The following is a 24,549-nucleotide window of genomic DNA, read 5'->3' as shown; positions in this document are numbered from 1 at the left end:
GGGGGTGGTGGCGTGTCCGTGCTGCCTGTGCCACACTCACTGTTATAGAACTCTCTGAAGAGTTATAGAACGATGGGAGGGTGGCATGCGAGACGTGCTGCCGTGGCGTGAGGCGGTCGCGCCGGACGGGACGATGGGCGAGCCCCGGGCGCGGGGCCGGTTCGGCGGGTACGGGGGGCGGTACGCGCCGGAGTCGCTGGTGGAGGCGTGCCGCGAGGTGGAGGAGGCGTTCCGGGAGGCGTGGGCGGATCCGGGGTTCCGCGGCGCGCTGGCGCGGCTGCTGGCCGTGCACGCCGGGCGGCCGACGCCGCTCACGCCGGCCCGCCGGTTGTCGGAGGCGCTGGGTGTGGAGCTGTATCTCAAGCGGGAGGATCTCACCCACACCGGATCCCACAAGATCAACAATGTGCTGGGCCAGGCTCTGCTGGCCATCCGGATGGGGCGGCGCAGGCTGATCGCCGAGACGGGGGCGGGCCAGCACGGGGTGGCCACCGCGACCGCCGCCGCGCTGCTCGGGCTGGAGGCCACCGTGTTCATGGGCGAGCGAGACATCGAGCGGCAGGCGCTGAACGTCTTCCGGATGCGCATGCTGGGCGCCGAGGTGGTCCCGGTGACCACGGGCAGCCGTACGCTCAAGGACGCGACCAGCGAGGCCATGCGGCACTGGGTGGGCGCGACCGGCGACTCCCACTACTGCGTCGGCTCGGTCGTCGGGCCGGATCCGTACCCGTGGATGGTGAGGGAGTTCCAGCGGGTGATCGGCGACGAGGCGCGCGGGCAGTGCGCCGCCGAGCTGCGGACGGGCGTCCCGGACCACGTGGTCGCGTGCGTCGGCGGCGGCTCGAACGCGGCCGGCACGTTCGCCGGGTTCGCCGACACCCCGGCGCGTCTGGTCGGTGTGGAGGCGGACGGCGGCGCGGGGGCGGCCCGCGGCCGGCTGGGTGTCCTGCACGGCTGCCGTTCGCTGTTCCTGCAGGACGACGACGGCCAGATCATCCAGGCGCACTCCATCGCGGCCGGGCTCGACTACCCGGGCGTCGGCCCGGAGCACGCCCATCTGCGCGACCTGGGCCGGGCCCGGTACGTCACGGTGACCGACGGCGAGGCGGTCGGCGCGGCGCTGCGGCTGGCGCGCACCGAGGGGATCGTCCCGGCGCTCGAGTCGGCGCACGCCCTCGCCTGGGTGATCCGCGCGGCGGGCGACGGCGACCTGCCCGCGGGGTCGACGGTGCTGATGACGTTGTCCGGCCGGGGCGACAAGGACGTCTCGACCCTGAAGGAGCTGCTTTGACATCCTCCCCGTGCTGAAGCACGGGGATTCCAACCGCAACTACCCCACGAGGAGGAGGTCGCGTTGAGGTTCGCGACTGCTGGACGATGATCGACCCCGCCCCGCAGCCACGCGAACTCCGCCCGCGCCTCGGTCAACTGACGGCACTGCTCGGCGAACCCCGGCGCGGACTTACGTCCCGGCTTCCAGCAAGCGTGCTGCTCAACCGCGAGATTCCACACATACCGGGCGTGCCCGCAATGCTCCAGCAACGCCTGCTCCTGGGCAGGCGAAGGCTGGAGCCGGTAACGGGACACGCCGATCAAACTACCGACCACCACCGACAAAACCGGGAGACCACAGTGTCCAGCCGTTCCGGCTTTCCTCCCCGCCCTGAAGGACGGGGCCTCCAGCCTGTAGGTATCCGGTGACGAACTCCCTGACCGCCGGCGCGGTCGAACGCCACCTGCGTGCCCGCCGGGACGCCGGCCGCGGCCTGCTCATGCCGTACGTGACCGGGGGGATCACGCCCGGCTGGACGGACTACCTGCGGGCGTTCGCCGCCGCCGGGGCGGACGCGATCGAGGTCGGGCTGCCCTTCTCCGATCCCACGCTGGACGGCGTCACCATCCAGCAGGCCAGTGACACGGCGCTGGCCCGGGGGGCGAGCACCCGCCGGATCCTCGCCGACCTGGCCGAGGTCGGTGACCTGGGCGTGCCGCTGGTCGTCAGCACCTACTACAACCTGGTGCTGAACGACGGCCCGGAGGCGTTCTGCGCCGCGCTGCGCCGGACCGGCGTGGGCGGCCTGATCGTGCCCGACCTGCCGGTGCACGAGGCGGACGAGCTGACGGACGCGGCCGAAGCCGCCGGGATCGAGCCGGCCCTGCTGGCCTCGCCGGCGACGCCGCAGCCGCGGCTGGCGGAGATCGCGGGCCGCAGCCGTGGGTTCGTGTACGCGGTGTCGCTGATGGGCACCACCGGCGAGCGGACCGCCCTCGCCGCTTCGGCGGCGGAACTCACCGGGAGGATCAGGCGCGTCACCGACCGGCCGGTCTTGCTAGGATTTGGCATTTCCACCCCGGACCAGGCACGCGAAGCCCGCCGGCACGCCGACGGCGTGGTGGTCGGCGCCGCGGTCATGCGGCGGGTGCTCGACGGGGCCGGGCCGGACGACCTGCGGGCCTTCCTGGCGACCCTGCGCCTGGCCCTCGACCAGGAGTGTGACCGACCACGATGACCTCCGACGCCGGGCACGAGGCGAGATACCGCGCCATCGCCGCCGACCTCGCCGCGAAGATCCGGTCGGGGCGCTACGCCCCCGGTGAGGCGCTGCCGCCGCAGCGGGAGCTGAGCGCCTCCTACGGGGTGACGCTCATGACGCTGCGCCAGGCGTTGCGGGAGCTCAGCGACGAGAGGCTGATCGTGCAGCGGCCCGGCAGGGGCACGTTCGTCGCCCCGCCGCACCTGGCGTACCAGCTCGACTCGCTCCGCAGCCTGGCCGACGACCTGCGTGAACAGGGCCACGACGTGCGGACCGCGGTGGCCGGGCGGGCGGTGCGCCGGGCCCCGGCGCGGATCGCCGCGGAGCTGCGGCTGCGTCCCGGCGACACCGCCCTGCGGCTGGAGCGGGTCCGTGAGTTCGCCGGGCGTCCCGCCGTGCACCAGGTGTCCTGGGTCCGGCGGCCGGTGGCCGACCAGATCCGCGACCGCGACTTCACCGCAGTCTCCCTCTACACGGCTCTGGCCGACGCGGGGGTGACGGTCTCCCGGGCGGCGGAGGTGGTCCGGCCCGGTCTGCTCGACGCCGCCGCCGCCCGTCACCTGCACGAGCCGCAGGGCAGCCCGGTGCTCGTCAGCTCCCGGATCACCTACGCGCTCGACGCCACGCCGGTGGTGTCCGACCATGCCACGATCCTCGGCAGCATGATGGAGATCCGCACCGAACGCGCCGCCACCGGCCTCTCCCTCACCTGGGGGGCCACCAGCTGAGCCGGTCCGTCACCGGTGCGTACGGTCGCCGTGGCGGCGGATGAGCTCCTGGAGTGCGGCGAGTTCGGCAGACAGGGCGGCCCGGCCTTCGCCGGTGATGACGACCCAGGTCTTCGGGCGCCGCCCGTCGTACCCCTTCTCCAGCACGATCAGGCCGGCTTCTTCCAGGACGGAGAGGTGCCGGTTGAGGTTTCCCCGGGGCAGTTCGAGCACCTGGTGGAGGTAGGTGAACTCCACCCTGGCCGCCTCGTCGGCGATGGCGAGGATGCCGAGGCGGTGGCGCTGGTGGACGACGTCGCTCAGGCGTCCGGTGGGGTGGGTCACGGACGGGTCCTTCGCAGGGCGCGCAGGCCGGCGTAGCGCCACACGGTCAGGCCCGTCCCGGCGATCAGCCCGGACATCCACGCCATGTCCGCGAACTCCCTCGGGAGCAGGTGGGCGAGGTCTCCTCCCGGCGGGAAACGCAGGGCGTGGTCGACGGTCTGGAGGACCGCCGAGCCCTTGATCCATACCGATCGCGGGCCTGCCTAGGGGCCGATCTTGTCCAGTTCGGCGAGGTCCTCGCCGGAGAGCGGCAGGCCGGCGCCGGCGGCGTTCTCGCGCAGGTGCGCCACCGACGAGGTGCCGGGAATGAGCAGGATGTTCGGCGACCGGCGCAGCAACCAGGCCAGGGCGACGGACATCGGCGTCGCCTCCAGCCGGGCGGCCACCGCCGAGAGCGCCGAGGACTGGAGCGGGCTGAAGCCGCCGAGCGGGAAGAAGGGCACGTAGGCGATGCCCTCCCGGGCGAGCTCGTCGATCAGTTCGTCGTCGTGCCGGTGGGCGAGGTTGTACATGTTCTGCACGCACACGATGGGCGCGATGGTCCGCGCCTCGGCGACCTGTTCCGGCGTCGCGTTGCTCACGCCGAGGTGCCGGATCAGCCCCTGCCGCTGGAGTTCGGCGAGAGCCTCGTACGGTTCGGCGAGTGAGCCGGGCCGAGGTCCGCTGGCGTCGCCGAGCCGGAGGTTGACCAGGTCGAGCACCTCGAGACCGAGGGCTTCGAGGTTGTCGTGGACGGCGCGGCGCACGTCTCCCGCCCGGCGCGCCGGGGGCCAGCCGCCCTGCTCGTCGCGGGTCGCGCCGACCTTGGTCACGATGTGCAGCGCTTCGGGGTACGGGTGCAGCGCCTCGCGGATCAGCTGGTTGGTGACGCGCGGTCCGTAGGCGTCGCTGGTGTCGATATGGGTGATCCCGAGGTCGGCGACCTCGCGGAGGACGGCGAGTGCGCTGTCGCGGTCGGCCGGCGGACCCATCACCCCGGGACCGGCGAGCTGCATGGCACCGTAGCCGAACCGGGTGACGGTCAGGTCGCCCAGGGTCCAGGTGCCGCCGGGAAGCGAAGCGGGGAACGTCGTCATGCCTCTGCCTTTCAAGGGTGAGCAAGAGTCTTTCGGAAACTTGCTCCAGTCTGGTGAGGTAACTCCCCATGGGGAAGCAGGCACTTCAAGGTGCGTAGGACACCCGCGGGTTCGCTTTCGTGGCGGCCATGTCCCGGCGTGACCGGGCCTCGGCGGCCCAGTGGGGCGCGTTCCACCGGTCGGCGATGACGGCGGCCCGGGCGAAGTGGGCGGCGGCCTCCTGATCGCGGCCGAGGAAGACGGCCAGCTCGCCGAGGGTGTGGGCGACCGGGCGCAGCGCCACCGCCAGGCTCGTGACGCCCGCCGGGGGGCCGTCGCGGTGAGGGAGCAGCGCCGCGTAGATCTCCTCGGCCGCGGCGCGGTCGTCCAGGGCGATGACGGCCATCGCGCGGGCGGTGGTGAGGAAGGTGAAGAAGTAGTCGGGCCGGATCGGGTCCGATGCGCGCACCCGGCGGGCCTCGGCGGTCAGGCCGTTGGCGTGCAGGGCGAGGGCCAGCAGGTCGGCGGCGATCGGGCCGGTCGCCTCGTGGAGGGCGCGCACGTCGTCCAGGTGCTCGCCGAGGGTGCCGTCGTTCACCCAGGTCGCGGCCAGCGCGAGGCCGAGGAAGCCGGGGGCGTGCAGCGATCCGGCGCGCCGCATGCCGCCGGCGGCCTCGGTGTAGAGCCGTTCCGCGTCGGCGAACCGGCCCTCGATGAGGGCCAGGGTCGCCAGCGTCACCTCGGCGACGCCGATCGCCTCGGGCATCCGGTAGGTACGCGCGAGGTCGAGGGCCTCGGCGGTCACCCGGCGCATGGTGGCCGGGTCGCCGGCCCCGGCGGCGACGGCGGCGTGGTTGAGCAGCCCGGTGACGCGGTAGACGGGCAGGTCGTGCTCGGTGCCGAGCGCCACCAGCTCGCGGCAGAGCTCGTCGCTGCCGATCGATCCGGTGTGGCCGCGGGTCAGGATCCGGAGCGCCGCCGCCCGCAGGCGGGGCCCGGTGGCCAGGCCGAGCGCCTCGCGGGCCGCCGCCGTGACGGTGGGGTCGTCCTCGCCGGCCAGCTCCTCGGCGTAGGAGACGAGGAGGCGGCCGCGTACCTCGGGAGTCAGGCCGGTGCGTGCGAGCAGGCGGCTCAGCCGGTCGACGACGGGCCGGTCCACCGTGCCGTACGGGCGGGACTGCCAGGGCGTCGGCTCGGTCCAGGCGGTGAAGGCGGCGATCATCAGGTCGTCGCGTCCCAGGGACTCCGCGTACTCGACGGCCTGCCGGCGGGTCGTCCGGGCGGCGGCCACGGCGCCGGCCCGGATCTGCGCGCGGAGCAGCCTGCCGTGCAGGGCGACGCGTTCCTCCGGACTGGTCGAGTTGGCGACGGCGTCGGCGAGGAGATCGGCCGCGACGTCGTGGGCGTAGCGGGCCTCGGCCAGTTCGGCGGCCCGGACGCAGTAGCCGACGGCCTTGGGGGATCCGGCACGGGCGTAGTGGTGTGCGAGCGCCGTGATGTCGCCGGTGGGTTCCAGGGCGGCGGCGACGCGGGCGTGCATGCGGGCCGCCCGCAGGCGGCTGACGTCGGCCAGGAGGGTGTCGCGGACGAGGGCGTGGACGAACCGGACCCGTCCGGGCGCGGGCTCGCTCAGCAGTCCGGCGATCACGCCCGCGTCCAGCGCGTCCAGCACGCTGCCGGCGTCGCTGTCGGCGGCGTCGACCAGCACGTCCACGGAGCTTTCCCGGCCCGCGACCGCGGCCAGCCGCAGCACGGCCACGCCCTGCCCGGGCAGCCGTGCCAGGCGGCGCCGCAGCACGTCCCGTACGCCCTGCGGGACCTCCGAGAGGGCGACCAGCGCGCCTTCTCCGTTCAGCAGCCGTGCGCTCTCGCGCACGTAGAACGGGTTGCCGCCGGTGCGCTCGGCGATTCCGGCGACGGTCTCGTCGTCGGCCTCGCACTCGTTCCGTACGAGCTGGGCCACGGCCACGTCGTCCAGGCCGGGCAGGGCGAGCCGCAGGGGTGCGGCGCGGGCGAGGGCGGCCAGCGTGTCGGTGAGGTGGCCGCTCTCCTCCGCCCGGTAGGCCGCGACGACCAGGATGGGGGCCCGCGTGCCGAGGCCGCCGCCGAGCAGCTCCAGCGTGGCGGCGTCCGCCCAGTGCAGGTCGTCCAGCACGACGGCGACCGGGCGGCTAGCGGCGACCGCCGCGAGCCATCGCCACACGGCCCGGCGCAGGCGGAACCGGCCGGCGGTGGCGTCGGCGTCCACCGGCGCGGTGTCGGTGAGCAGCGGCGCGAGGTCGTCCGCGTGCTCGCCCGGTGAGGTGGCCGCGGCGACGGCTCCCAGCGCCTCGGTCCAGGCCCACGCGGGCGGCGCGCCGGCGGCCTCGGGGCAGTGGCCGGCGGCGACCAGCCATCCGGTACGTTCCAGCCGCCTGCCGAGGTGTTCCAGGAGCGTCGACTTGCCGAGCCCGGCCTCACCAGTGACGAGGACGACGCGGGCTCCGTCGGCGGCGGCCTGTTCGGCGGCCGTGACCAGCGCTGACAGCTCCGCCTCACGCCCGACGAACGGCGCCTCGGCGACCGGGACCGTCCCGGGGAGGGTAACCGTCGGCGGAAGCGGAGGCGTCTGCTGTGGCAGGGGTACGGTCGCGCGGAGGACGTCGGTGCGTCCGGCGAGGATGGCCTCCTCCAGTGCCGTCAGGTCCGGGCCGGGGTCGAGTCCGAGCTCCTCGGCGAACAGGCCGCGGGCGCGGCGGAGGGTGGCCAGGGCGTCGGCCTGGCGGCCGCTGCTCCACAGGGCCAGGGCGTGCAGCCGCCAGCCCTCCTCGCGCAGGGGCTCGTCGCGGGTGAGCCGCTCGGCCTCGGGCACCACCGTCGCGGGGTCTCCGGTCCGCAGGCCCGCCGCGACGTGCAGTTCGGCGGCGACCAGGCGCAGCTCGTCCAGCCTGGCCGTCTCGGCGGCGGCCCACGGCTCGTCGGCGACCTCGGCGAACGCCGGTCCCCGCCACAGCTCCAGCGCTTCGGCGAGCCGTGCCCGGGCGGCGCGCGGGTCGGTGACCGTGCGGGCCTGGCCGAGCAGGTCCTCGAACCGCCACGCGTCCACCGAGTCCGGCGGCAGCCGCAGCGCGTAGCCGGGCGGCGCGCTCACCAGCAGCCGGGCCGGCGCGCGCGGCGGGCGCCCCGGCTCCAGCAGCCGGCGCAGGTTGGACACGTACGCCTGCAAGGACATCAGCGCCCGCGCGGGCGGCTCGCCGCGCCACAGGTCCTCGATCATCCGGTCGACCGGCACGACCTGCCCGCGCGCCGCCACCAGCAGCGCCAGCACGCCCCGCTGCCGCGGCCCGCCGGGGTGGACGGGCTCACCGTTCACCTCGGTCGCGAACTCGCCCAGCACCCGAATGAACACCATGATCCGTACATCGTACGAGGAGGCTTCCAAACCGGCTCCAAGCACCCTCCAAACACCCGGGAGCAGCCTGGACGCGTCGGCACGTCAAAGGAGAAGAACCATGTCGCTGAAGAACGTCAACACCGTCCTGGCCGCCGCCGGTGCCCTGTTCATCCTCTACATCGGGGTGTCCTACGTCCTGACCCCCGAGACGTCCGCCCCGACCTTCGGCCTGCCGGACTGGCCTTCGGGCGACGGCGGCGGCTTCCTGATCCTGAAGGGCATCCGCGACATCGGGTCGGGCCTGGTCCTGGGCGTCCTGCTGGTGACGGGCCAGCGCCGGGCCCTGGGCTGGGTCCTGCTGACGATGGCCGTCATCCCGTTCGGCGACATGGCCAACGTCCTGGCCCACCACGGCTCCGTGGCCGCCGCGTTCGGCATCCACGGCCTGACCTCGGCGCTGGTGGCCGTCACCGGCCTGCTGATGCTCCGCGAGACGGGCAAGGCGGGCCGGCCCGCCTGACGCCCGCGAGCCCCGGAGGGCTCACCCGTCGCCGAACCGGTCGCGGACCGCGCGGAAGGCGGCCTCGGTGCCGGAGAGCGCCCGGGCCACCATCTCGTCGGTGTGCGACACGCTGACGAACCAGTTGTGCCTCGGGTGGATGTAGACGCCGTTGTCAAGGGCGACGCGGGAGAAGTGCATCATCCGTTCGAAGTCCTGATCGGCCAGGAACCGGAAGTAGGGCATCTGCGCGGGCCCGGTGTAGGAGATGGCGAGGTCGTGGGCCTTGGCCTGCTCCACGATGCCGCTTCTGAGCAGTTCGCCCGCGCGTTCCATCCTGGCGATGCCGTCCTCGTCGCGGATGGCGTTGATCGTGGCGATGGCGGCGGCCATGGGCACCGCCGCGAACCAGTAGGTGCCCGTGCTGAAGATGCTGGTGGCGGCGTCGCGCAGGGTTTCGACGCCGAGGACCGCCGAGACGGTGTAGCCGTTGCTGACCGCCTTGCCCCAGGCGCTGAGGTCGGGGTGGATCCCCAGTGACTCCCAGCTGCCGCCGAAGTTCAGCCGGAATCCGCAGCGGACGTCGTCCAGGATGAGCACCGCGTTCCTGGAGTCGCACACCTGGCGGAGTTCGCGGGCGAACGCCGGGTCGGCCAGTTCCTGGTCTTCGCCGTCGTTGTGCTTGAAGGGGGTGACGATGATGCCGGCCAGGTCGTCGCCGGCCTCGGCCACGGCGGCCCGCAGGCTCGCGTGGTCGTTGTACTCGAAGTACCGCAGGGCGGCGCGGTCCGACGGGAGCACCCCGGCCAGTCCGGGGGTGCACCAGGGGGCGGCTCCGTGGTAGCTGCCCCGGGCGACCAGGATGACGGATCTGCCGGTGGCGGCCCGGGCGATGGTCAGGCAGGTGGTGGTCGCGTCGGTGCCGTTCTTGGCCAGGTAGGCCCAGTCGGCGTGGTCGACGACGTCCACCAGCAGTTCGGCCAGTTCCACCATTCTGGCCGAGGGGGCGTTCTGGCAGTCGGCCCGCCGCCGCTGGGCCGCGGCGGCGGCTTCGACCCCGGCGTGCTGGTAGCCCAGGACGATGGGCCCGTATCCGCAGAGCAGGTCGACGAACTCACGGCCGTCGACGTCGCGGATCAGGGCCCCTTCGCCGTGGGAGAGGTACTGCGGGAAGTTCTCCGGGAACAGGCCCGCCCGCTGATGTCCGTACATCCCGCCTGGGATGACCCGGCGCGCCCGTTCGCGGAGCGCGGCGTCCGAAGTCCCAGCCATGATCACACTCGTCCTTTCAGAGGTCACACGAGAAGCAGGTCAGCAAGCCCCCTGAAGGGGGAGAACGGGACGATCCTCCTTACGCCCGGGCGGCTCGGACCTGGGAGTAGATGGCCGTGGCGGCCAGCGCCATGAGGCCGAGCATCCAGTACTGCCATGCCTGCGACAGGCCGAGGAACACGGTGGTGTTCTGGATGACCTGCAGGAGTACGACGCCGAACAGGACGCCGATGAAGCTGCCCCGGCCGCCGAAGATGGAGGCTCCGCCGAGGACGACGGCGGTGATGCTGGCCATCGTGTAGCTGACGCCGGCGGTGGGGTCGCCCACGCCGATCTGCGCCATCAGCAGCAGGGCGCCGAGCATGGTGAGCAGCGCGCTGGCGACGTAGACGACGAGGTGGACGCGGGTCACCGGGATTCCCCGGTTGCGCGCGGCGTGCTCCGACGAGCCGGCGCCCCGCAGGCGCAGGCCCATCATCGAACGCCGGGACATCACTTCCAGCGCGATGAGGACGGCCGCGCCGACGATGACCGCGTAGGGGATCGGGCCGATGCGCGCGCCGAGCGCCTCGGTGACGGTGCTGGAGATCGATCCGCCGGGCGAGTCGCGCATGACCAGGGAGAATCCCTGGAGCGCGGTGTAGGTGACCAAGGTGGCGACCACCGGGGTCACCCGGGCGTATCTGACCATCATCCCGTTGCCCAGTCCCACGGCGGCCGCCGCGAGGAACATCAGCACGAATCCGAGGATCCACCACCCGGCTCCGTACCCGTCGAGGACGTAGAACGAGGCGATGACCACGAGGGTCCCGCTCAGGGGGCCGACCGACAGGTCGATTCCTCCGGTGAGCATGACGATGAGCTGCCCGGCGGCGAGGAAGAGCACGGGCGCCGCCAGGCCGAGCATGCTGGCGATGTTGAACTCGGACAGGAAGCGCTCGCTCCTGGTGGCGCTCACCAGGGCCAGCAGGACGATCGCGGCCGCCAGGAACAGGCTGGGCGCCTGCTCGCTGGAGAGCAGGCGGCGGAACCTGTCGAGCGGGCCCTTGCGCCGGGCCGGTCCGGCGGCCTCCTCGCTCTGGGCCGAGGTCGCCGCCGTGAGGGACGCCTCGGTGATGGCGTGCTCGGAGATCTCGTCGCCGGTCAGCTCGCGGACGACCCGCCCTCGGGAGAACACGAGCACGCGGTCGCACAGCCCGGCGAGTTCGACGTTGTCGGAGCTGAGCACGACGACCGGCGTCCCCGACTCGGCGGTGGAGCGGAGCCGGTGGTAGATGTCGGACCGTACGCCGACGTCGATCCCCTGGGTGGGTTCGTCGCACAGCAGCACTTTGGGGTCCGACAGCAGGGAGCGGCCGAGCACCACCTTCTGCTGGTTCCCGCCCGACAGGTGCTCCACGGCGGAGTCGGGCGAGGCCACCTTGATGCCGAGCTGGCGGATCTCCTCGGCCACCAGCGCGTTCTCGGCCGATCCCTTGACGACCCCGGCTGAGGCGGTCTGGTTCGTGGCGGCGACGCCGAGGTTCTCCTTGACCGACAGGACGGTCGCGACGCCTTCGACGTGCCGTTCCTGGGGCATGAGGACCACGCCGGCCCGGCGGGCGCGGCGGGGGCTGCCGAGCTCCACGGGCCGGCCGGCGACGGTGACGCGGCCGCCGGTGACGGGGTCGGCTCCGCCGAGCGCGCGGATGAACTCGCGCTGGCCGTTGCCTTCCACGCCGGCCAGGCCGAGGACCTCGTTGCGGGCGAGGGTGGTGGTGATCCCGCGGAGCCGGTCCGAGCGCAGATCGCGTACTTCCATGACGACGTCGCCGACGGAGGAGGGCCGCGGCGGGAACAGCGCGTCGATCTCCCGGCCCGCGATGCGGGTGATGATCTCCTCCTCGGTCACCTCCGAGGCGAGGAAGGTGCCGCGGATCTGGCCGTCGCGCAGCACGGTGAGACGGTCGGACAGGGCCATCACGTCGGGCAGCCGGTGGCTGATGTAGACGACGGCCATGCCGCCGGCGGCGGCCTTGCGCACCTGCTCGAACAGCCTGTCGATCTCGGCCACCATGAACGGCTCGGTGGGCTCGTCGAGGATCAGGACGCTGGGCTCGCAGGCCAGGGCCCCGCAGATCTCCAGCGCCTGCTTCTCGGCCAGGGTCAACCGGCCGGCCACGGCGGCCGGGTCGATGTCCATGCCCATGGGGAGCAGCCGTTCCCTGGCCCAGTCCTGGGCGTCGCCGAACGACGGCCGCAGCCGTTCGGGCACGCTCAGCAGGAGGTTCTCGGTGACGGTGAGGTCGGGGAGAAGCGCCGGGTGCTGGAAGGCGATGGCCAGGCCCTGCTCCCGGGCGGCGATCGGGGACAGGTGCCGCATCGGCTCGCCCGCGATCTCGATGGTGCCCGCGTCGGGTGCCAGCGCTCCGGACGCCACCGCCATGAGGGTGGACTTCCCGGCGCCGTTACCTCCCACCAGGGCGTGTATCTCGCCGGGGCGCACCTCGAAGTCGACCGCGTCGAGCGCGACGACGCCGGGGAAGCGTTTGGTCACCCCGCGGAGGACCAGTCCGGCTGTCGAATCGACCATGTGAAGGATCACTCCTCACTCGGCTCATCGCTTCCGCCGGGCGGGTGCCCGGCGGAAGGCGACAAGTGATCAGCTGTAGGCCTGCTTGAGCTGCTCCGGCGTGAGCTCGGAGGACAGGACAGCGCTGGCGGGAAGGTCGGGGTCACACTTCGGGGGCTTCGTCTCGTCGAGCGTGTCCTCGAAGATCGGGATGTTGATGATCTCCGGCTCGTCGTTCTCGATCCCCTGGTGCGCGGCGACGGCCTTGCGCAGCGCGAGACGGATGATCCAGGTACGCGCCGACACGGTCACGCTCTGGAAGGTCGGGTGCTTGTCGGCGTTCTCCTCCCAGGCGCAGGCGAAGCCGTTGTTGTCGTTGGCGGTCCACTTCGGCAGCGGCCGGCCGGCCTGGAGGAAGGCGCGGATGCCGCCCAGGGAGGCGTCGCCCGAGTCGGTGATCACGCCGTCGATGGTCGGGTACTTGGTGAGCAGCCCGGCCACGACCTTCTGCATCTGGGCGGGGTTCCAGTTGGTGTCGACCGGCTTGCCCGGCTCGTTCAGCAGCTTGACGTTCCCGCAGGCGGAGTTCTCCTTGAGCTCCTTCTCGATGCCGATCATCTCGGTGATGCTCTGCGTGTTGCCCGGGGTGCCGCCGAGGAAGACGACGTTGCCGCCCTTGTCGCCGAGCGCGTCGCACATCCAGCGGGTCCAGGTCACGCCGTCGTTGACCGTGTTGTGGCCGACGAACGTGGTGTAGTCCACGCCCGGCTTGCCGCCGGGGTTCGCCGTCCAGGGCACCACCTGCACGCCGGCCTTGTACGCCTCACGCAGGGTCGGCAGCAGCGCCTCGCCGGCGTCGGGGAAGACCACGAGGGCTTCGACGCCCTGGGCGACCAGGGCCTTGATGTCGCTGATCGCCTTCTGCGGGTTGTTCTGGCCGTCGGCGTAGGGCAGCACGGTGATGTTGGGGCACTTGGCGGCCTCGTCCTCGAACTCGGCGCGGGCCGTCTTGCGGAAGGCGTTGTCGCCGGTGCCGTCCGCGAGCGCGACCTTGACCGGCTTGGTGCCGCAGAAGTCGGACATGGGGCGCAGCAGGGAGACGTCGCCGATCTTGGCCGCGTTGTCGTAGACGGCCTCGACGCCGCCCTCGGTGGCGTTGTCCGAGGCGCCCGGCCCGCCGGCGCAGGCCGACACGCCGAGGGCGAGGGCCAGGACGGCGGCCGAGCCGCGGGCCCGGAAGCGGGCTCTGGTGGAGGTCATGGGGTTCTCCTGTCTGGGGGACACTGGTGAGGGGTGCCTGGTCGGCTAGCGCGATGGCAGCGTGGAGGCGGGGTCGGGGGCGCGGGTGGTCAGCCGCGCGCGGACGGCGCTCCACGGCACGCCGCGGGCCACCACGCTCAGCGCGAGTACGGCGGCCTGGACGAGGAGCTGGGTGGCGGTGGACGCGCCGGCGGCGAGCACCACCTGGTCCAGCTGGGTGAGGAAGAGCGCGGCGACGGCGGTGGCGGCCAGGTTGGTGATGCCGCCGGACAGCAGGCTTCCGCCGAGGACGACGGCCGCGATGGTGGGGAGCAGGTAGGTGTTGCCGAGCAGGATGTCCGGCGTGCGCAGGTAGCCGGCGAGCAGGACTCCGGCCAGCGAGTAGCAGATTCCCGCCGCCACGTACGCGCCCATCTCGTATGAGCCGGTGGGCAGGCCGAGCAGCCGGGCCGCGGGCCGTCCGGCGCCGACGGCGATGAAGCGCCGGCCGAGCACCGTGTGGCGGATGATCCAGTGCGCGAGCCCGACCACGACGACCGCGACCAGCAGCAGGTTCGGGATGCCGGCGACCGATCCGACGGCGAACGCGCTGAGGGCGGCGCTGGCGGAGGCGGGGAAGCCGCTGGAGACCTGCAGGACCACGCCGATGAGGATGGAGTTGACCGCCAGGGACGCCACGAACGCCGCGATGGACAGCCGGACCACGGCGAAACCGATGATCAGCCCGCCCAGTGCGCCCGCGACCAGGGCGAGCCCGACGGCCGCCCAGACGGGGACTCCGGACGCGGCGGGGAGTTTGGTGGCGAGCACCGCGGCCAGCGCCATCCCGCCGGGCACCGACAGGTCGATGCCGCCGTGGGCGACGACGAGGGTCTGCCCGAGCGCGGCGATCGCCATCACCGCCGCGAACGGCAGCATGGACAGCACCGCGGATCCGGACAGGCTGCCGGGTGAGATGAGCGGGCTGGCGGCGAAGAGCAGCAGCGTGATCAGCCAGATGGAGGAGAAGCGACCGGCCCTGAGGCGACGCAGATCGATCAGTCCACCAGGTCCGGCGCGCTTGGCCGGCGGCGAGGTCGTACGCCGAGACATTTACGAGTACCTCTCTGGAAATCTGCAGGGACCGCGGGTCCGTGCTCAGATGGCGGTGTAGCCGCCGTCTACGGCCACGTCCGCGCCGGTCACGAAGCTGGCGGCGGAGCTCAGCAGGAAGGTGACCACCTTGGCCACCTCGTGGGGGTCCGCCAGGCGGGCGATCGGGTGGCCGGCGATGAGCCGCTGCCGTGCGGAGTCGGGGTCGGGCTGGGAGCCGAGGTAGGTGGCCAGCTGCTCGGTGGCGACCGATCCGGGGCTGACGACGTTGCAGCGGATCCCGGCGGCGGCGTAGTCGACGGCGATCTGGCGCGACAGCTGCAGCACCGCTCCCTTGGAGGCGCAGTAGGCGGCCTGGCCGGGCAGGCCGACCGTGCCGGAGATCGAGGAGAGGTTGACGATCGACCCGGGGGTCCCCTGGGCGAGCATCGCGGCCACCGCGTGCCTGGACAGCAGGAAGGTGCCGGTCGCGTTGACCGTCATGACCCGGTTCCAGTCGTCGAGGGTGGTGTCGACCAGGGGTTTGGCCACGATCGTGGCGGCGCAGTTGACCATGCCGTCGAGGCGTCCCCACCGGTCGGTGGCGATCTTGACGGCTTCGGCGACCGCGTCCTCGTCGGTGACGTCCAGCCCGTGTGCCAGGGCGTCGTGTCCGCTGGAACGGAGTTCGGCGGCGAGCCGTTCCACGGGTTCGACGCGTTGATCCGTCAGGAGAACGGACGCGCCGGCCGCCGCGCACTCGCGCGCTGTGGCGGCGCCGATGCCGCCTCCGGCACCGCTGACGATCACTACTTCTGGCACAACTCAGCCCCTCTCCCGCGGAATGTCCGATTCGTCGGGTCACCATTGCATGCAGCGTGCAGCATGTCAACGACTTGACGTGCTGCATGCTGCATGCCACTCTGCCGGGTATTCACTCACCACCGGACCCGAGGGATGGCACGTTGACCGGCTCACCTACCGCAAGCGGCGTCCAGGTCGGGGTCGCCCAGATCAGCGTCGACCGGACAGACGTGGCCGCCAACGTCGAGCGGGTCATCGAGACCCTGCGGGCCGCCGCGGCGGGCGGGCACCAGCTCGTGGTCTTCCCCGAGTGCGTGCTCACCGGCTACCTGTTCGACTCCCGCGCCGAGACGCGCGCCGCCGCGATCGGCGCCGCCGACCCCAGGATCGCCCGCATCGTGCAGGCCTGCGCGGAGACCTCCGTGCACGCGGTGGTGGGCCTGCTGGAGGAGGCGGACGGGCGGGTCTACAACTCGGCCCTGGTGCTCGGACCCTCCGGGATCATCGGCCGCTACCGCAAGCAGCACCTGCCCTACCTCGGCGCGGACCGGTTCGTCGACCCGGGCGCCGACGCCGCGCCCCGGGTGGCCGACACCCCCTTCGGCCGGGTCGGCGTGATGATCTGCTTCGACCTGCGCTTCCCCGAATCGGCCCGCGAGCTCGCGCTCCAGGGCGCCGACCTCATCGCGATGCCCACCAACTGGCCCACGGGGTCGGACATGCTCGCCGACCACATGACGCGGGTGCGCGCGCTGGAGAACCTCGTCTATCTCGCGGTCGCCGACCGCGCCGACGCCGAGGCCGGCACCCGCTTCATGGGCAGAAGCCAGATCGTCGCCCCCTCCGGAGAGGTGCTGGCCGACGCGGGCCAGGACGAAGGGCTGTTCGGGGCGTCGATCGACGTCCGGGCCGCCCGTACGAAACGGCTGATCAAGAAGCCGGGCGAGTTCGAGCTGCCGGTGTTCGCCGGGCGCCGCCCCGAGATGTACGGCGAGCTCACCCGCCCGATGGCCGCGGGCCAGTAACCGGATCGAACAGGAAGGCCGACATCCCCATGTGTGGACCAGCGCTCATCAGCGAAGCGACCAGGAACAAGATCGCGGCGTACTGTGCGGAGTTCCGCGAGGTCACCCGCAGCCCTTTCGGTCCCGACGACGAGATCGGCATGCTCAACCTGATCACCCCCGAGGCGTCGCGTGAGGTGCTGAGCCGGGCGGACGGCGGCAGCGTCATCGACCTGTCGGTGGACTACTTCGTCGGGATGCCCTCGTGGACGAAGGCCGGCGACCCGAACTTCCAGCAGTGGATGACGCACACCCCCGCAGGCACGGTCCTCGACGACATCACCGGAGTGGGCCGCGAGCAGAACGAGCTGGTCTCCTACTCGGGCGACGCCATCTCGATGTACACCCACTGCGGGACGCACATCGACACCCTGAACCACTTCGGCTACAACGGCAAGATCTGGAACGGGTTCTCCGCCGAGGAGCACATCAGCTCCCGGCACTGGACCAAGTGCGGCGCGGAGAAGATCCCTCCGATCATCGCCCGCGGGGTGCTGTTCGACATCGCCGCCCTGTACGACACCGACATCCTGCCCGACAACCACGGGATCGGCGCGGACGACCTGCGCGAGGCCATGCGCCGGCAGGACGTCGAGTTCCGTCCGGGCGACGTGGCGCTGATCCGCACCGGCCGGATGCGCGCCTGGCCCGCGATCGACGCCTACATCGACAACAGCCCAGGCCTGAACCTGGAAGGGGCCGAGTTCCTCGCCCGGATGGGCGCCTCCGTCATCGGCGGCGACACCCTCGCCCTGGAGCAGATGCCCGGCGCGGACGAGGAGAACTGGCAGGTCGTCCACACCTATCTCCTGGGGGAGGCGGGCGTCCCCATCATGGAGGTCGTCGACTGCGAGCAGATCTCGGCCGAACGGCTCTACGAGTTCGCCTTCGTCGCCGCCGCCATGAAGCTGCGCGGCGCGACCGGCGCCCCGATGCGCCCGCTCGCCATGCCGCTGCGCCCGTGACCCTGCCGGCCCCCTTCTCCCGAACCTGCCAGACCCCCGGAGGTCCCCATGCCCGCCCGACCGACTGAGTCGGCCATCGACCGGAGCCGTACGTCCTACGGCGACGACGGTTTCAGCACCTATCTACGGCGTGCTTTCCTGGCCTCCAGCGGGTACGACGACGAGGCGCTCGACCGGCCGATCATCGGCATCGCGGTGACCAAGTCCGACTACAACACCTGCCATCGCGACATGCCGGCCCTGCTGGAGGCCGTCAGACGCGGCGTCCTGGAGGCCGGCGGCCTGCCCATGGACTTCCCGACCATCTCCCTCGGGGAGATCCTCACCTCCCCGACGACGATGCTGTTCCGCAACCTGCTCGCGATGGACACCGAGGAGATGATCCGCGCCCTGCCGATGGACGCCGCGGTCCTCCTCGGCGGGTGCGACAAGACGGTGCCGGCCCAGCTCATGGCCGCCGCCTCCTCCGACAAGCCGGTCCTGCTCGAAGTGGTCGGGCCGATGATGACCGGCAGCTGGCAGGGCGAGCGGCTCGGCGCCTGCACCGACTGCCGCCGCTTCTGGGGCCGGCACCGGGGCGGCGAGCTCGACGAGTCCGAGATCACCGGCGTCCGCAACGAGCTCGTGTCGACCGCGGGCACGTGCGCGGTCATGGGCACCGCGTCCACCATGGCCTGCCTCACCGAGACCCTCGGCATGATGCTGCCCGGCGGCGCCACCCCTCCGGCCGCCACCGGTGCCCGCCTGCGGCACGGCGCCGAGACCGGCCGCCGGGCCGTCGAACTGGCCCGGTCGGGAGGCCCCGTCCCCCGGGAGATCCTCACCCCGGCCGCCTTCCGCAACGCCGTCCGGGTGCTCTCGGCGATGAGCGGGTCGACGAACGCGCTGGTCCACCTGATCGCCGTGGCGCGGCGGGCCGGAGTGGACCTCACGCTCAAGGACTTCGACGTGATCGGCGCCGACGTGCCGTTCCTGGTCGACTGCAAGCCCGCCGGATCGGGATACCTGGAGGACTTCCACCGGTCGGGCGGCCTGCCGGCCCTGCTCAAGGTCCTCGAACCGCTGCTCGAACGGGAGACCGTCGGCGTCTCCGGCAAGCCGCTCGGCTCGCTGATCGACGAGAGCCCCGCGCGCGAGGACTGGCAGACGACGATCCGCCCGCTGGAGGACCCGCTCGGCGCGGCGGGCAGCCTGGCGGTGCTCCAGGGCACGCTCGCGCCGAGGGGAGCGGTCATCAAGTCGGCGGCCGCGAGCCCGCACCTGATGAACCACACCGGGCCGGCCCTGGTCATCGACTCGGCGCAGGACGCCCAGCGGATCCTGGACGACCCGGACCTGGACGTCACCCCGGACCACGTCCTGGTGCTGCGCAACGCGGGGCCGATCGCGGCGGGCATGCCCGAGGCGGGCGCCCTGCCCATCCCCGCCAAGCTGGCCCAGGCCGGGATCAGGGACATGGTGCGGGTCTCCGACGCGCGGATGAGCGGCACCTCCTACGGCACCGTGGTGCTGCACTGCGACCCGGAGAGCGCCGCCGGGGGACCGATCGCGCTCGTCCGCGACGGCGACCTCATCAGGCTGGACGTCGCGGCGCGGCGGCTCGACCTCCTCGTGGACGAGGACGAGCTGGAGCGCCGGCGCGCGGACTTCGTCCCGCCCGAGCTGCCCGCACGGGGGTGGCGCAGGCTGTACGCGCAGACGGTCCTGCCGGCCAGCGAGGGAGCGGACCTGTCGTTCCTCTGACCGGCGGCGTTGCATGCCGCATGCCACATCTTCGTCCTGAGTGATATCGTCTCGGCCGACCAAGGCGTTCTGGCGCTGCGCGGACCGACTGACCGGGAGCCATGTCCATATGGAGCAGATCTCGACGGACCAGACGTCGCTGGCGGCCCAGACCTTCGAAGCGGTCCGCCGGGCCATCGTCACGGGTGAGCTGGCACCTGGCACGCTGCACTCCGTCGTGGAGATCGCCGCCCAGCTGGGGGTCTCGCGGACGCCCGTCCGTGAGGCCCTGCTGCAGCTCGCCACGCACGGCGTGGTCCGGTTCGAGCGGAGCCGGGGGGTGCGGATCCTCCAGATAGACACGCGCGACATCGAAGAGATCTACACGCTGCGCTACCTGCTCGAAGTCCCCTCGGCCTACCGCGCCGCGACCATGATGACCGACGACCAGATGGCGTCCTTCTCCAAGGCGCTCGAGCGGATGCGGCAGGCCTGCGAGAGCGGGGACGAGCGGCTCTTCCAGGAAGAGGACGTGGCCTTCCACGAGATGATCCTGGAGGCCGCAGGCAACACGCGGGTGACCCAGTCCGTCGCGACGATGCGGGCGCAGATGGCCGCGCGCGGCCTGTCCACGACCAAGACGCGGACCCTGTGGGACATCTGGCGGGTCCACGAGCGCATTCTCGAGCGCATCCAGGACCGGGACGAGCAGGGGGCGGCCCAGGCCATGCGCGATCACCTCCTGGGGACGACGCGGCTGCTGCTGACCCAGTCGACCGGTGACCCGGAGGCCGGCGCCCGCTACGCCCCGCCCGTGCTTCCCGTCTTCACCGACGACTGAGCCCGCCGCTAACTGAGCAGACCTCGCCGGTACCCCTCGCCGACGGCGGCCGCGCGGTCGCGGACGCCGAGTTTGTCGTAGATGTGCAGCAGGTGGGTCTTGATGCTCGCCTCGCTGATGAAGAGCTTGGCGGCCGCCTGGCGATTGGAGGCGCCGTCGGCGACGAGGGCGAGGACCTGGAGTTCGCGGTCGGAAAGGGCGGCCTTGACCGGTCTGCGCACCTGGCCCATCAGACGGCCCGCGACGGAGGGCGACAGGACCGGCTCGCCGGCGGCCGTGGCGCGGACCGCGCGCAGGAGCTCGTCGGTGGGGGCGTCCTTGAGGAGATAGCCGGTGGCGCCGGCTTCGATGGCGGGCAGGACGTCGGAGTCGCCGTCGAACGTCGTCAGGACCAGGGTCTTGATGTGCGGGTGGGAACGGCGCAGGGCGGTGATGGCGGTGACGCCGTCCATCTCGGGCATGCGCAGGTCCATGAGGACGATGTCGACCCCGAGCGCGGCGGCGCGGTCGATGCCTTCGCGGCCGTTGGCGGCCTCGCCGGCCACCTCGATGTCGGGCTCGGCTTCGAAGGCGGCGCGCAGGCCGTCGCGGACGATGGGGTGGTCGTCGACGATGAGAAGGCGGATCACAGCACGTTTCCTTGGAGCGCGGGGACGGTGGCGCTGACGGCGGTGCCCTCGCCGGGCGTGCTCTCGATCTCGAGGGAGCCGCCGACGCCGCGCAGGCGCTGACGCATGCTGCTGAGACCGAATCCTCTGCTGCCGGGGTCGTGGATGCCGGTGCCGTCATCGCGGATGTCGAGCAGGACGACCGGGCCGGTGTAGGAGAGGGTGAGGCCGGCGCGGGTGGCGCCCGCGTGTTTGGCCACGTTGGCGAGGGCTTCCTGGGCGACGCGGAAGAGGGTGACCTCGATGGCGGGGCTGAGGGGGACGCGGTCGCCGGTCACCTCGACGTGCAGGTCGACGCCGGTGGTCTGGGTCCAGTTGCGGGCCAGGGTCGTCATGGCCTCGGGGAGGTGGGCTTCCTCCAGCTGGCGGGGCTGGAGGGCGGCGACGGAGCGGCGGGCTTCGGTGAGACTGTCCTGGGCGAGGTCGAGCGCGAGTTCGAGGTGGGTGTCGGAGTCCTTCACGCGCTGGGCGGCGCGCAGCTGGGTGATGATGCCGGTCAGTCCTTGGGCCAGGGTGTCGTGGATCTCGCGTGCCATGCGCTGGCGTTCGTCGAGGATGCCGGCCTGGTGGGCCTGGGTGAGGAGCTGGGCGTGCAGGTCGGCGTTCTCCTCCAGGGCGGTCTGAAGGTCGCTGACTGCTTTGCGGTATTTACGCTGCCGGTCCTCGATCCTGATGCCGAGGATGTGGCCGCCGCCGATGGCGACGGTCTGCACGGCGACGATCGCCACGTGGAAGGCGATGAGCTGGACGGTGGCCTGGGTCCAGTCGAGCGTCGAACCGTACAGGACGACGGAGGTGGCGGCGACGGCGGCGAAGGTCCACTTCGAGGGGGCGAAGTTGGCCGCCAGGAAGAAGCCGGAGATGCAGTAGATGACGAAGATCGGGTCGTGGAAGGCCAGCAGCGCGGCCGTGGACAGGACGCCGGCGAAGTGAACGGTGACGGCCACCCTCCGTCCGCGCACGGCGGCGGGAAGGAGGGTGCGGACGCCGAGAATCCAGGCGAGGGCCAGGGCGGTGAGCGCGAAGGTGCGGGGGATCCCGCCTTCGGGCTGGTCGGGTGAGGCCAGGCTGATGACGAGGGAAACGGCGAGGGTGACGTAGGGGATGACCTCGACGGCGCGCTCGAAGCGCCGCTCCCAGGTGGAGGGCGGGAAGGGGTCGTTCATCCGGGGCGATGCCCTCCTCTCGCGTACGGGGTGCGGCTCAGCCGCTGGTGGCCGACGAGGACGAGCTTAGGCGCAAGGGGATGAGGATGGCGTAGCCGTACATGAGCAGCCCCAGGGCGATCATGAAGATAATCACGGGCCATTGCCAGATCGGCGGGAGATGCAGCGCCAGGAACCATACGGGGTTGTCGATGCCGAAGATCTTCATGACCATCGGCACGAGTCCCTGGGGGAACAGGGGGAGCCAGCCGATGGTGTAGCAGATCATGACCCCGATGCGGTGCTGGATGGGGAGGTCCGCGGTGGTGGGTTTGTCGGCCTGGGGCGCCGGGCCGTGCTTCATGAGGTTGAGCAGGTCGATCCCATGGTTCTCAAGTCTGCGGTAGGCGATCCTGCCGAGTCCCCAGGCGCCGAGTGCTCCGGTCAGCACACCGGTGGCGACGCCGGCCCAGGGGTTGAGGAGGATGGCGCCGGCCGCGGGAAGGGCGGTCGCGGGGACCGCGCAGAGCACGAGCCAGGCGAGGCTGGTCTCGGCGGTCTCGTCGGCGCCGGTGCTGAGCGGGTTGCCGCCGCGCTTGTGCGGGTCGGTGCCGGGAACGAGCGAGGTGACGGCGAGCAGGACGATGATCCCGGCGCCGCCGCCGAGGAGGGCGGGAAGCAGGCCCAGCACCCACGGCCACGCCCACGTCTCGCCGCTGACGAGGGTTCCGGCCAGGGAGAGGGCGACGGCGGCCGGGCCGACGATGAGCAGCCAGGCCAGCTGGCGGCCGCGTACGTCGGCGCGTTCCGCGCCGGGGGTCATGAGGGTGAGCCACAGGGCCGTCCCGTCGGCGCCGTAGAGGTTGGCCGAGGACGCGGCCGCCATCACGATCGCGATGAGCCCCGCGAAGGGGACCATGACCCAGACGTCGATGGTGATGAGCAGGAGAGGGGTGACGATGGCGTAGGAGAAGGCGGTGGCGAGGAGCTGGATGCGGACGAGGTCGCGCCACCAGGCGCGCAGCTCCTTGGCGGCGACGGCACGGGCGCCGCTGGTGGCCGGGAAGGGGCGGGGCGTGCCGCGGCGGGGCGGCACACCGCCGCGTGCGGCCGAGACGACGCGCCGCGACAGCAGGCCCGCCCAGGCGGCCAGGAGGAGGGCGATCACGCCCGCGTTGGCGACCAGGATGGCGATGGCGAGGGGCCAGGAGGCCTCGATGGCGGCCACGCCCCATCCGGAGGGCAGGACGCGGACGAACACCTCGGACCAGGCGTCGGTGTCGGTGACGCCCATGGCTACGACGGGTGCCCAGCCGTTGCTGCACAGGGCGATGGCGGTGCCGGTCACGATGCCGACGGCGGCCGCGGTGGCACGGGATCTGACGAACAGGCCGATGAGCGCCACGACGACGCGGGAGATCATCACCATCGTGACGAGCGTGGTGACGGCCGCCACCAGGCCGACGAGCACTCCGGCCGGGCCGAAGCGCCACCCGTACACGGGCAGCGACAGCAGGGCGATGAGATTGACCGCGGGCACGGGGCCCGCGAAAGCGCCGGCGAGCAGGGCGGCGGCGATCCGGCCCGGCTTGGCCGGGAGCATGGAGAAGTACTCGGGGCGCAGGGCCTCGTTGCCGCCCCCGATGAGAATGGGGCCGAAGATCCAGCCGGAGAGCCACACGGCCAGGGCGAGGGGCAGGTAGGCGGGCCACAGCACGGCGACGGCGATCGTGCCGAGGGCCAGGAGCAGCCCGAACGAGACGCCGGCGTACAGGTTGGTGGCGTCGTCGCCGCGCAGGGAGTTGCGCATGAGCGCCAGCCGCATGCGGATCATGTGCTGCGCCATGGCGGCCGGGCCGGGGGTCAGGAGGTGAGCCATGCCAGCCCCTCCGTTCCTCCGGTGCGGGCGCCGACGAGGCCGACGAAGGCGTCTTCCAGGGTCGCGGCGCCGCGCACGTCGGCCAGCGGCCCGGCGGCGACGACCCGGCCGTCGGAGATGACGCCCACGTGGTCGCAGATCTGCTCGACGAGAGCCATCACGTGGCTGGAGATGATCACTGAGCCGCCGTTGCCCGCGAACCTGCGCAGAATGGTCCTGATCGTGGCCGCGGAGATGGGGTCGACGGCCTCGAAGGGCTCGTCCAGGACGAGCAGGCGGGGAGCGTGCAGCAGGGCCACGGCCAGGCCGATCTTCTTGCGCATGCCGGTCGAGTACTCGATGATCAGCGTCCGCTCGGCGGAGTCGAGTTCGAGGACCTGGAGGAGTTCGTCGGTGCGCTCGGCGACCACGGCGGGGGGCAGGCCGCGCAGCAGGCCGAGGTAGGTGAGGGCTTCGCGGCCGGTGAGCCGTTCCGGCATGGCGTTCCCGTCGGGCAGCACGCCGATCAGCGCCTTGGCCTGGACGGTGTCACGCCACACGTCCACGCCGAAGATCTCGGCGCTGCCGGCGTCGGGACGGAGCAGGCCGACGGCCATGGCCAGGGTGGTGGTCTTGCCCGCGCCGTTGGGGCCGACCAGGCCGTAGAAGGAGCCGGCCGGGACGGTGAGGTCGATGTCGTCGACCGCCACGTGGTCGCCGAAGACTTTGCGGAGTCCGGCGGTGCGGAGTGCGGGCTCCTGGTGTGTTGGCATGCATCGAGAATCGCGCGGCGGCCGGGGCGACGGATCGTCCGG

The 24,549-nt window shown here is 72.2% G+C and carries 20 protein-coding genes and 1 pseudogene; 8 read left to right on the top strand and 13 right to left on the bottom strand.

Annotated elements, in window-relative coordinates; translation table 11 throughout:
- The first annotated feature begins 85 nt into the window (after nucleotides 1–85).
- Complete coding sequence (trpB, locus tag FR742_RS16440; RefSeq protein ID WP_261808573.1) at nucleotides 86–1,291, top strand: tryptophan synthase subunit beta; 1,206 nt, start codon at nucleotides 86–88, stop codon at nucleotides 1,289–1,291.
- 209 nt (nucleotides 1,292–1,500) lie between these two features.
- Here trpB and FR742_RS46560 read toward each other — a convergent pair.
- Nucleotides 1,501–1,587, bottom strand: a pseudogene (locus FR742_RS46560) (helix-turn-helix domain-containing protein); the annotation flags it as partial.
- A 110-nt stretch (nucleotides 1,588–1,697) separates the two neighbouring features.
- On the opposite strand from FR742_RS46560, the gene trpA reads away from it, so the two are divergent.
- Together trpA and FR742_RS16425 are read left to right on the top strand one after the other, a co-directional pair.
- The gene (trpA, locus tag FR742_RS16430; protein ID WP_148031752.1) at nucleotides 1,698–2,510 is read left to right on the top strand and encodes a tryptophan synthase subunit alpha; all 813 of its coding nucleotides are present in this window, start codon (nucleotides 1,698–1,700) and stop codon (nucleotides 2,508–2,510) included.
- The gene (locus FR742_RS16425) at nucleotides 2,507–3,262 is read left to right on the top strand and encodes a GntR family transcriptional regulator (RefSeq protein ID WP_148031751.1); all 756 of its coding nucleotides are present in this window, start codon (nucleotides 2,507–2,509) and stop codon (nucleotides 3,260–3,262) included. Before trpA ends, FR742_RS16425 begins: the two co-directional genes overlap by 4 nt.
- A 9-nt stretch (nucleotides 3,263–3,271) precedes the next feature.
- On the opposite strand, the gene FR742_RS45220 is transcribed toward FR742_RS16425, so the two are convergent.
- The 3 genes from FR742_RS45220 to FR742_RS16410 form a co-directional block, all read right to left on the bottom strand.
- Nucleotides 3,272–3,586: a transcriptional regulator gene (locus tag FR742_RS45220; RefSeq protein WP_222708954.1), complete on the bottom strand. Its 315-nt coding sequence runs from the start codon at nucleotides 3,584–3,586 to the stop codon at nucleotides 3,272–3,274.
- A 203-nt stretch (nucleotides 3,587–3,789) separates the two neighbouring features.
- Nucleotides 3,790–4,662, bottom strand: a complete 873-nt coding sequence (locus FR742_RS16415; protein ID WP_148031749.1) for an aldo/keto reductase family oxidoreductase — start codon at nucleotides 4,660–4,662, stop codon at nucleotides 3,790–3,792.
- A gap of 85 nt (nucleotides 4,663–4,747) precedes the next feature.
- Entirely contained in the window at nucleotides 4,748–8,032 is a 3,285-nt protein-coding gene (locus FR742_RS16410) for a BTAD domain-containing putative transcriptional regulator (protein ID WP_148031748.1), read from the bottom strand.
- Between the two features lie 100 nt (nucleotides 8,033–8,132).
- On the opposite strand from FR742_RS16410, the gene FR742_RS16405 reads away from it, so the two are divergent.
- The gene (locus FR742_RS16405) at nucleotides 8,133–8,534 is read left to right on the top strand and encodes a DUF4267 domain-containing protein (RefSeq protein WP_148031747.1); all 402 of its coding nucleotides are present in this window, start codon (nucleotides 8,133–8,135) and stop codon (nucleotides 8,532–8,534) included.
- 21 nt (nucleotides 8,535–8,555) lie between these two features.
- Here the strand turns inward: FR742_RS16405 and FR742_RS16400 are convergent, their stop codons facing one another.
- The 5 genes from FR742_RS16400 to FR742_RS16380 all read right to left on the bottom strand — a co-directional run bounded on the left by FR742_RS16400 (nucleotide 8,556) and on the right by FR742_RS16380 (nucleotide 15,489).
- Entirely contained in the window at nucleotides 8,556–9,785 is a 1,230-nt protein-coding gene (locus tag FR742_RS16400; protein ID WP_148031746.1) for an aminotransferase class III-fold pyridoxal phosphate-dependent enzyme, read from the bottom strand.
- Nucleotides 9,786–9,864: 79 nt separating this feature from the next.
- Nucleotides 9,865–12,357: an ATP-binding cassette domain-containing protein gene (locus tag FR742_RS16395; protein WP_148031745.1), complete on the bottom strand. Its 2,493-nt coding sequence runs from the start codon at nucleotides 12,355–12,357 to the stop codon at nucleotides 9,865–9,867.
- A gap of 69 nt (nucleotides 12,358–12,426) precedes the next feature.
- The gene (locus FR742_RS16390; protein WP_148031744.1) at nucleotides 12,427–13,596 is read right to left on the bottom strand and encodes a substrate-binding domain-containing protein; all 1,170 of its coding nucleotides are present in this window, start codon (nucleotides 13,594–13,596) and stop codon (nucleotides 12,427–12,429) included.
- Nucleotides 13,597–13,641: 45 nt separating this feature from the next.
- On the bottom strand, nucleotides 13,642–14,688 hold the full coding sequence (locus FR742_RS16385; RefSeq protein ID WP_148031743.1) for an ABC transporter permease: 1,047 nt from the start codon (nucleotides 14,686–14,688) through the stop codon (nucleotides 13,642–13,644).
- Between the two features lie 45 nt (nucleotides 14,689–14,733).
- Entirely contained in the window at nucleotides 14,734–15,489 is a 756-nt protein-coding gene (locus tag FR742_RS16380) for an SDR family NAD(P)-dependent oxidoreductase (RefSeq protein ID WP_148031742.1), read from the bottom strand.
- A gap of 143 nt (nucleotides 15,490–15,632) precedes the next feature.
- Between FR742_RS16380 and FR742_RS16375 the strand changes: the two genes are divergently transcribed.
- From FR742_RS16375 to FR742_RS16360, 4 genes are all read left to right on the top strand, one after another.
- On the top strand, nucleotides 15,633–16,496 hold the full coding sequence (locus FR742_RS16375; RefSeq protein WP_222708953.1) for a carbon-nitrogen hydrolase family protein: 864 nt from the start codon (nucleotides 15,633–15,635) through the stop codon (nucleotides 16,494–16,496).
- A gap of 29 nt (nucleotides 16,497–16,525) precedes the next feature.
- Nucleotides 16,526–17,500: a cyclase family protein gene (locus tag FR742_RS16370; RefSeq protein ID WP_148031740.1), complete on the top strand. Its 975-nt coding sequence runs from the start codon at nucleotides 16,526–16,528 to the stop codon at nucleotides 17,498–17,500.
- A gap of 48 nt (nucleotides 17,501–17,548) precedes the next feature.
- On the top strand, nucleotides 17,549–19,243 hold the full coding sequence (locus FR742_RS16365; RefSeq protein ID WP_148031739.1) for a dihydroxy-acid dehydratase: 1,695 nt from the start codon (nucleotides 17,549–17,551) through the stop codon (nucleotides 19,241–19,243).
- Between the two features lie 109 nt (nucleotides 19,244–19,352).
- Nucleotides 19,353–20,063 carry a GntR family transcriptional regulator gene (locus FR742_RS16360; RefSeq protein ID WP_148031738.1) on the top strand — a complete coding sequence of 237 codons (711 nt, stop codon included), beginning with the start codon at nucleotides 19,353–19,355 and terminating at the stop codon, nucleotides 20,061–20,063.
- Nucleotides 20,064–20,071: 8 nt separating this feature from the next.
- Here FR742_RS16360 and FR742_RS16355 read toward each other — a convergent pair whose 3' ends face one another.
- From FR742_RS16355 to FR742_RS16340, 4 genes are read right to left on the bottom strand one after another with little or no spacing between them, the layout of a single operon-like run.
- Nucleotides 20,072–20,692, bottom strand: a complete 621-nt coding sequence (locus FR742_RS16355; RefSeq protein ID WP_148031737.1) for a response regulator transcription factor — start codon at nucleotides 20,690–20,692, stop codon at nucleotides 20,072–20,074.
- The gene (locus FR742_RS16350; protein WP_148031736.1) at nucleotides 20,689–21,897 is read right to left on the bottom strand and encodes a sensor histidine kinase; all 1,209 of its coding nucleotides are present in this window, start codon (nucleotides 21,895–21,897) and stop codon (nucleotides 20,689–20,691) included. Before FR742_RS16350 ends, FR742_RS16355 begins: the two co-directional genes overlap by 4 nt.
- Nucleotides 21,898–21,934: 37 nt before the next feature.
- Nucleotides 21,935–23,755, bottom strand: coding sequence for a hypothetical protein (locus FR742_RS16345; protein ID WP_148031735.1), 1,821 nt, complete (start codon nucleotides 23,753–23,755; stop codon nucleotides 21,935–21,937).
- Nucleotides 23,740–24,507, bottom strand: coding sequence for an ABC transporter ATP-binding protein (locus FR742_RS16340; protein WP_148031734.1), 768 nt, complete (start codon nucleotides 24,505–24,507; stop codon nucleotides 23,740–23,742). Before FR742_RS16340 ends, FR742_RS16345 begins: the two co-directional genes overlap by 16 nt.
- Between the last annotated feature and the right edge of the window lie 42 nt (nucleotides 24,508–24,549).

The organism is Nonomuraea sp. C10 (assembly GCF_008017515.1).
GTDB classification, from domain to species: domain Bacteria; phylum Actinomycetota; class Actinomycetes; order Streptosporangiales; family Streptosporangiaceae; genus Nonomuraea; species Nonomuraea ferruginea.
The sequence above is the reverse complement of the archived record's forward strand: the minus strand, read 5'-3'. Positions and strand labels throughout refer to the sequence as shown.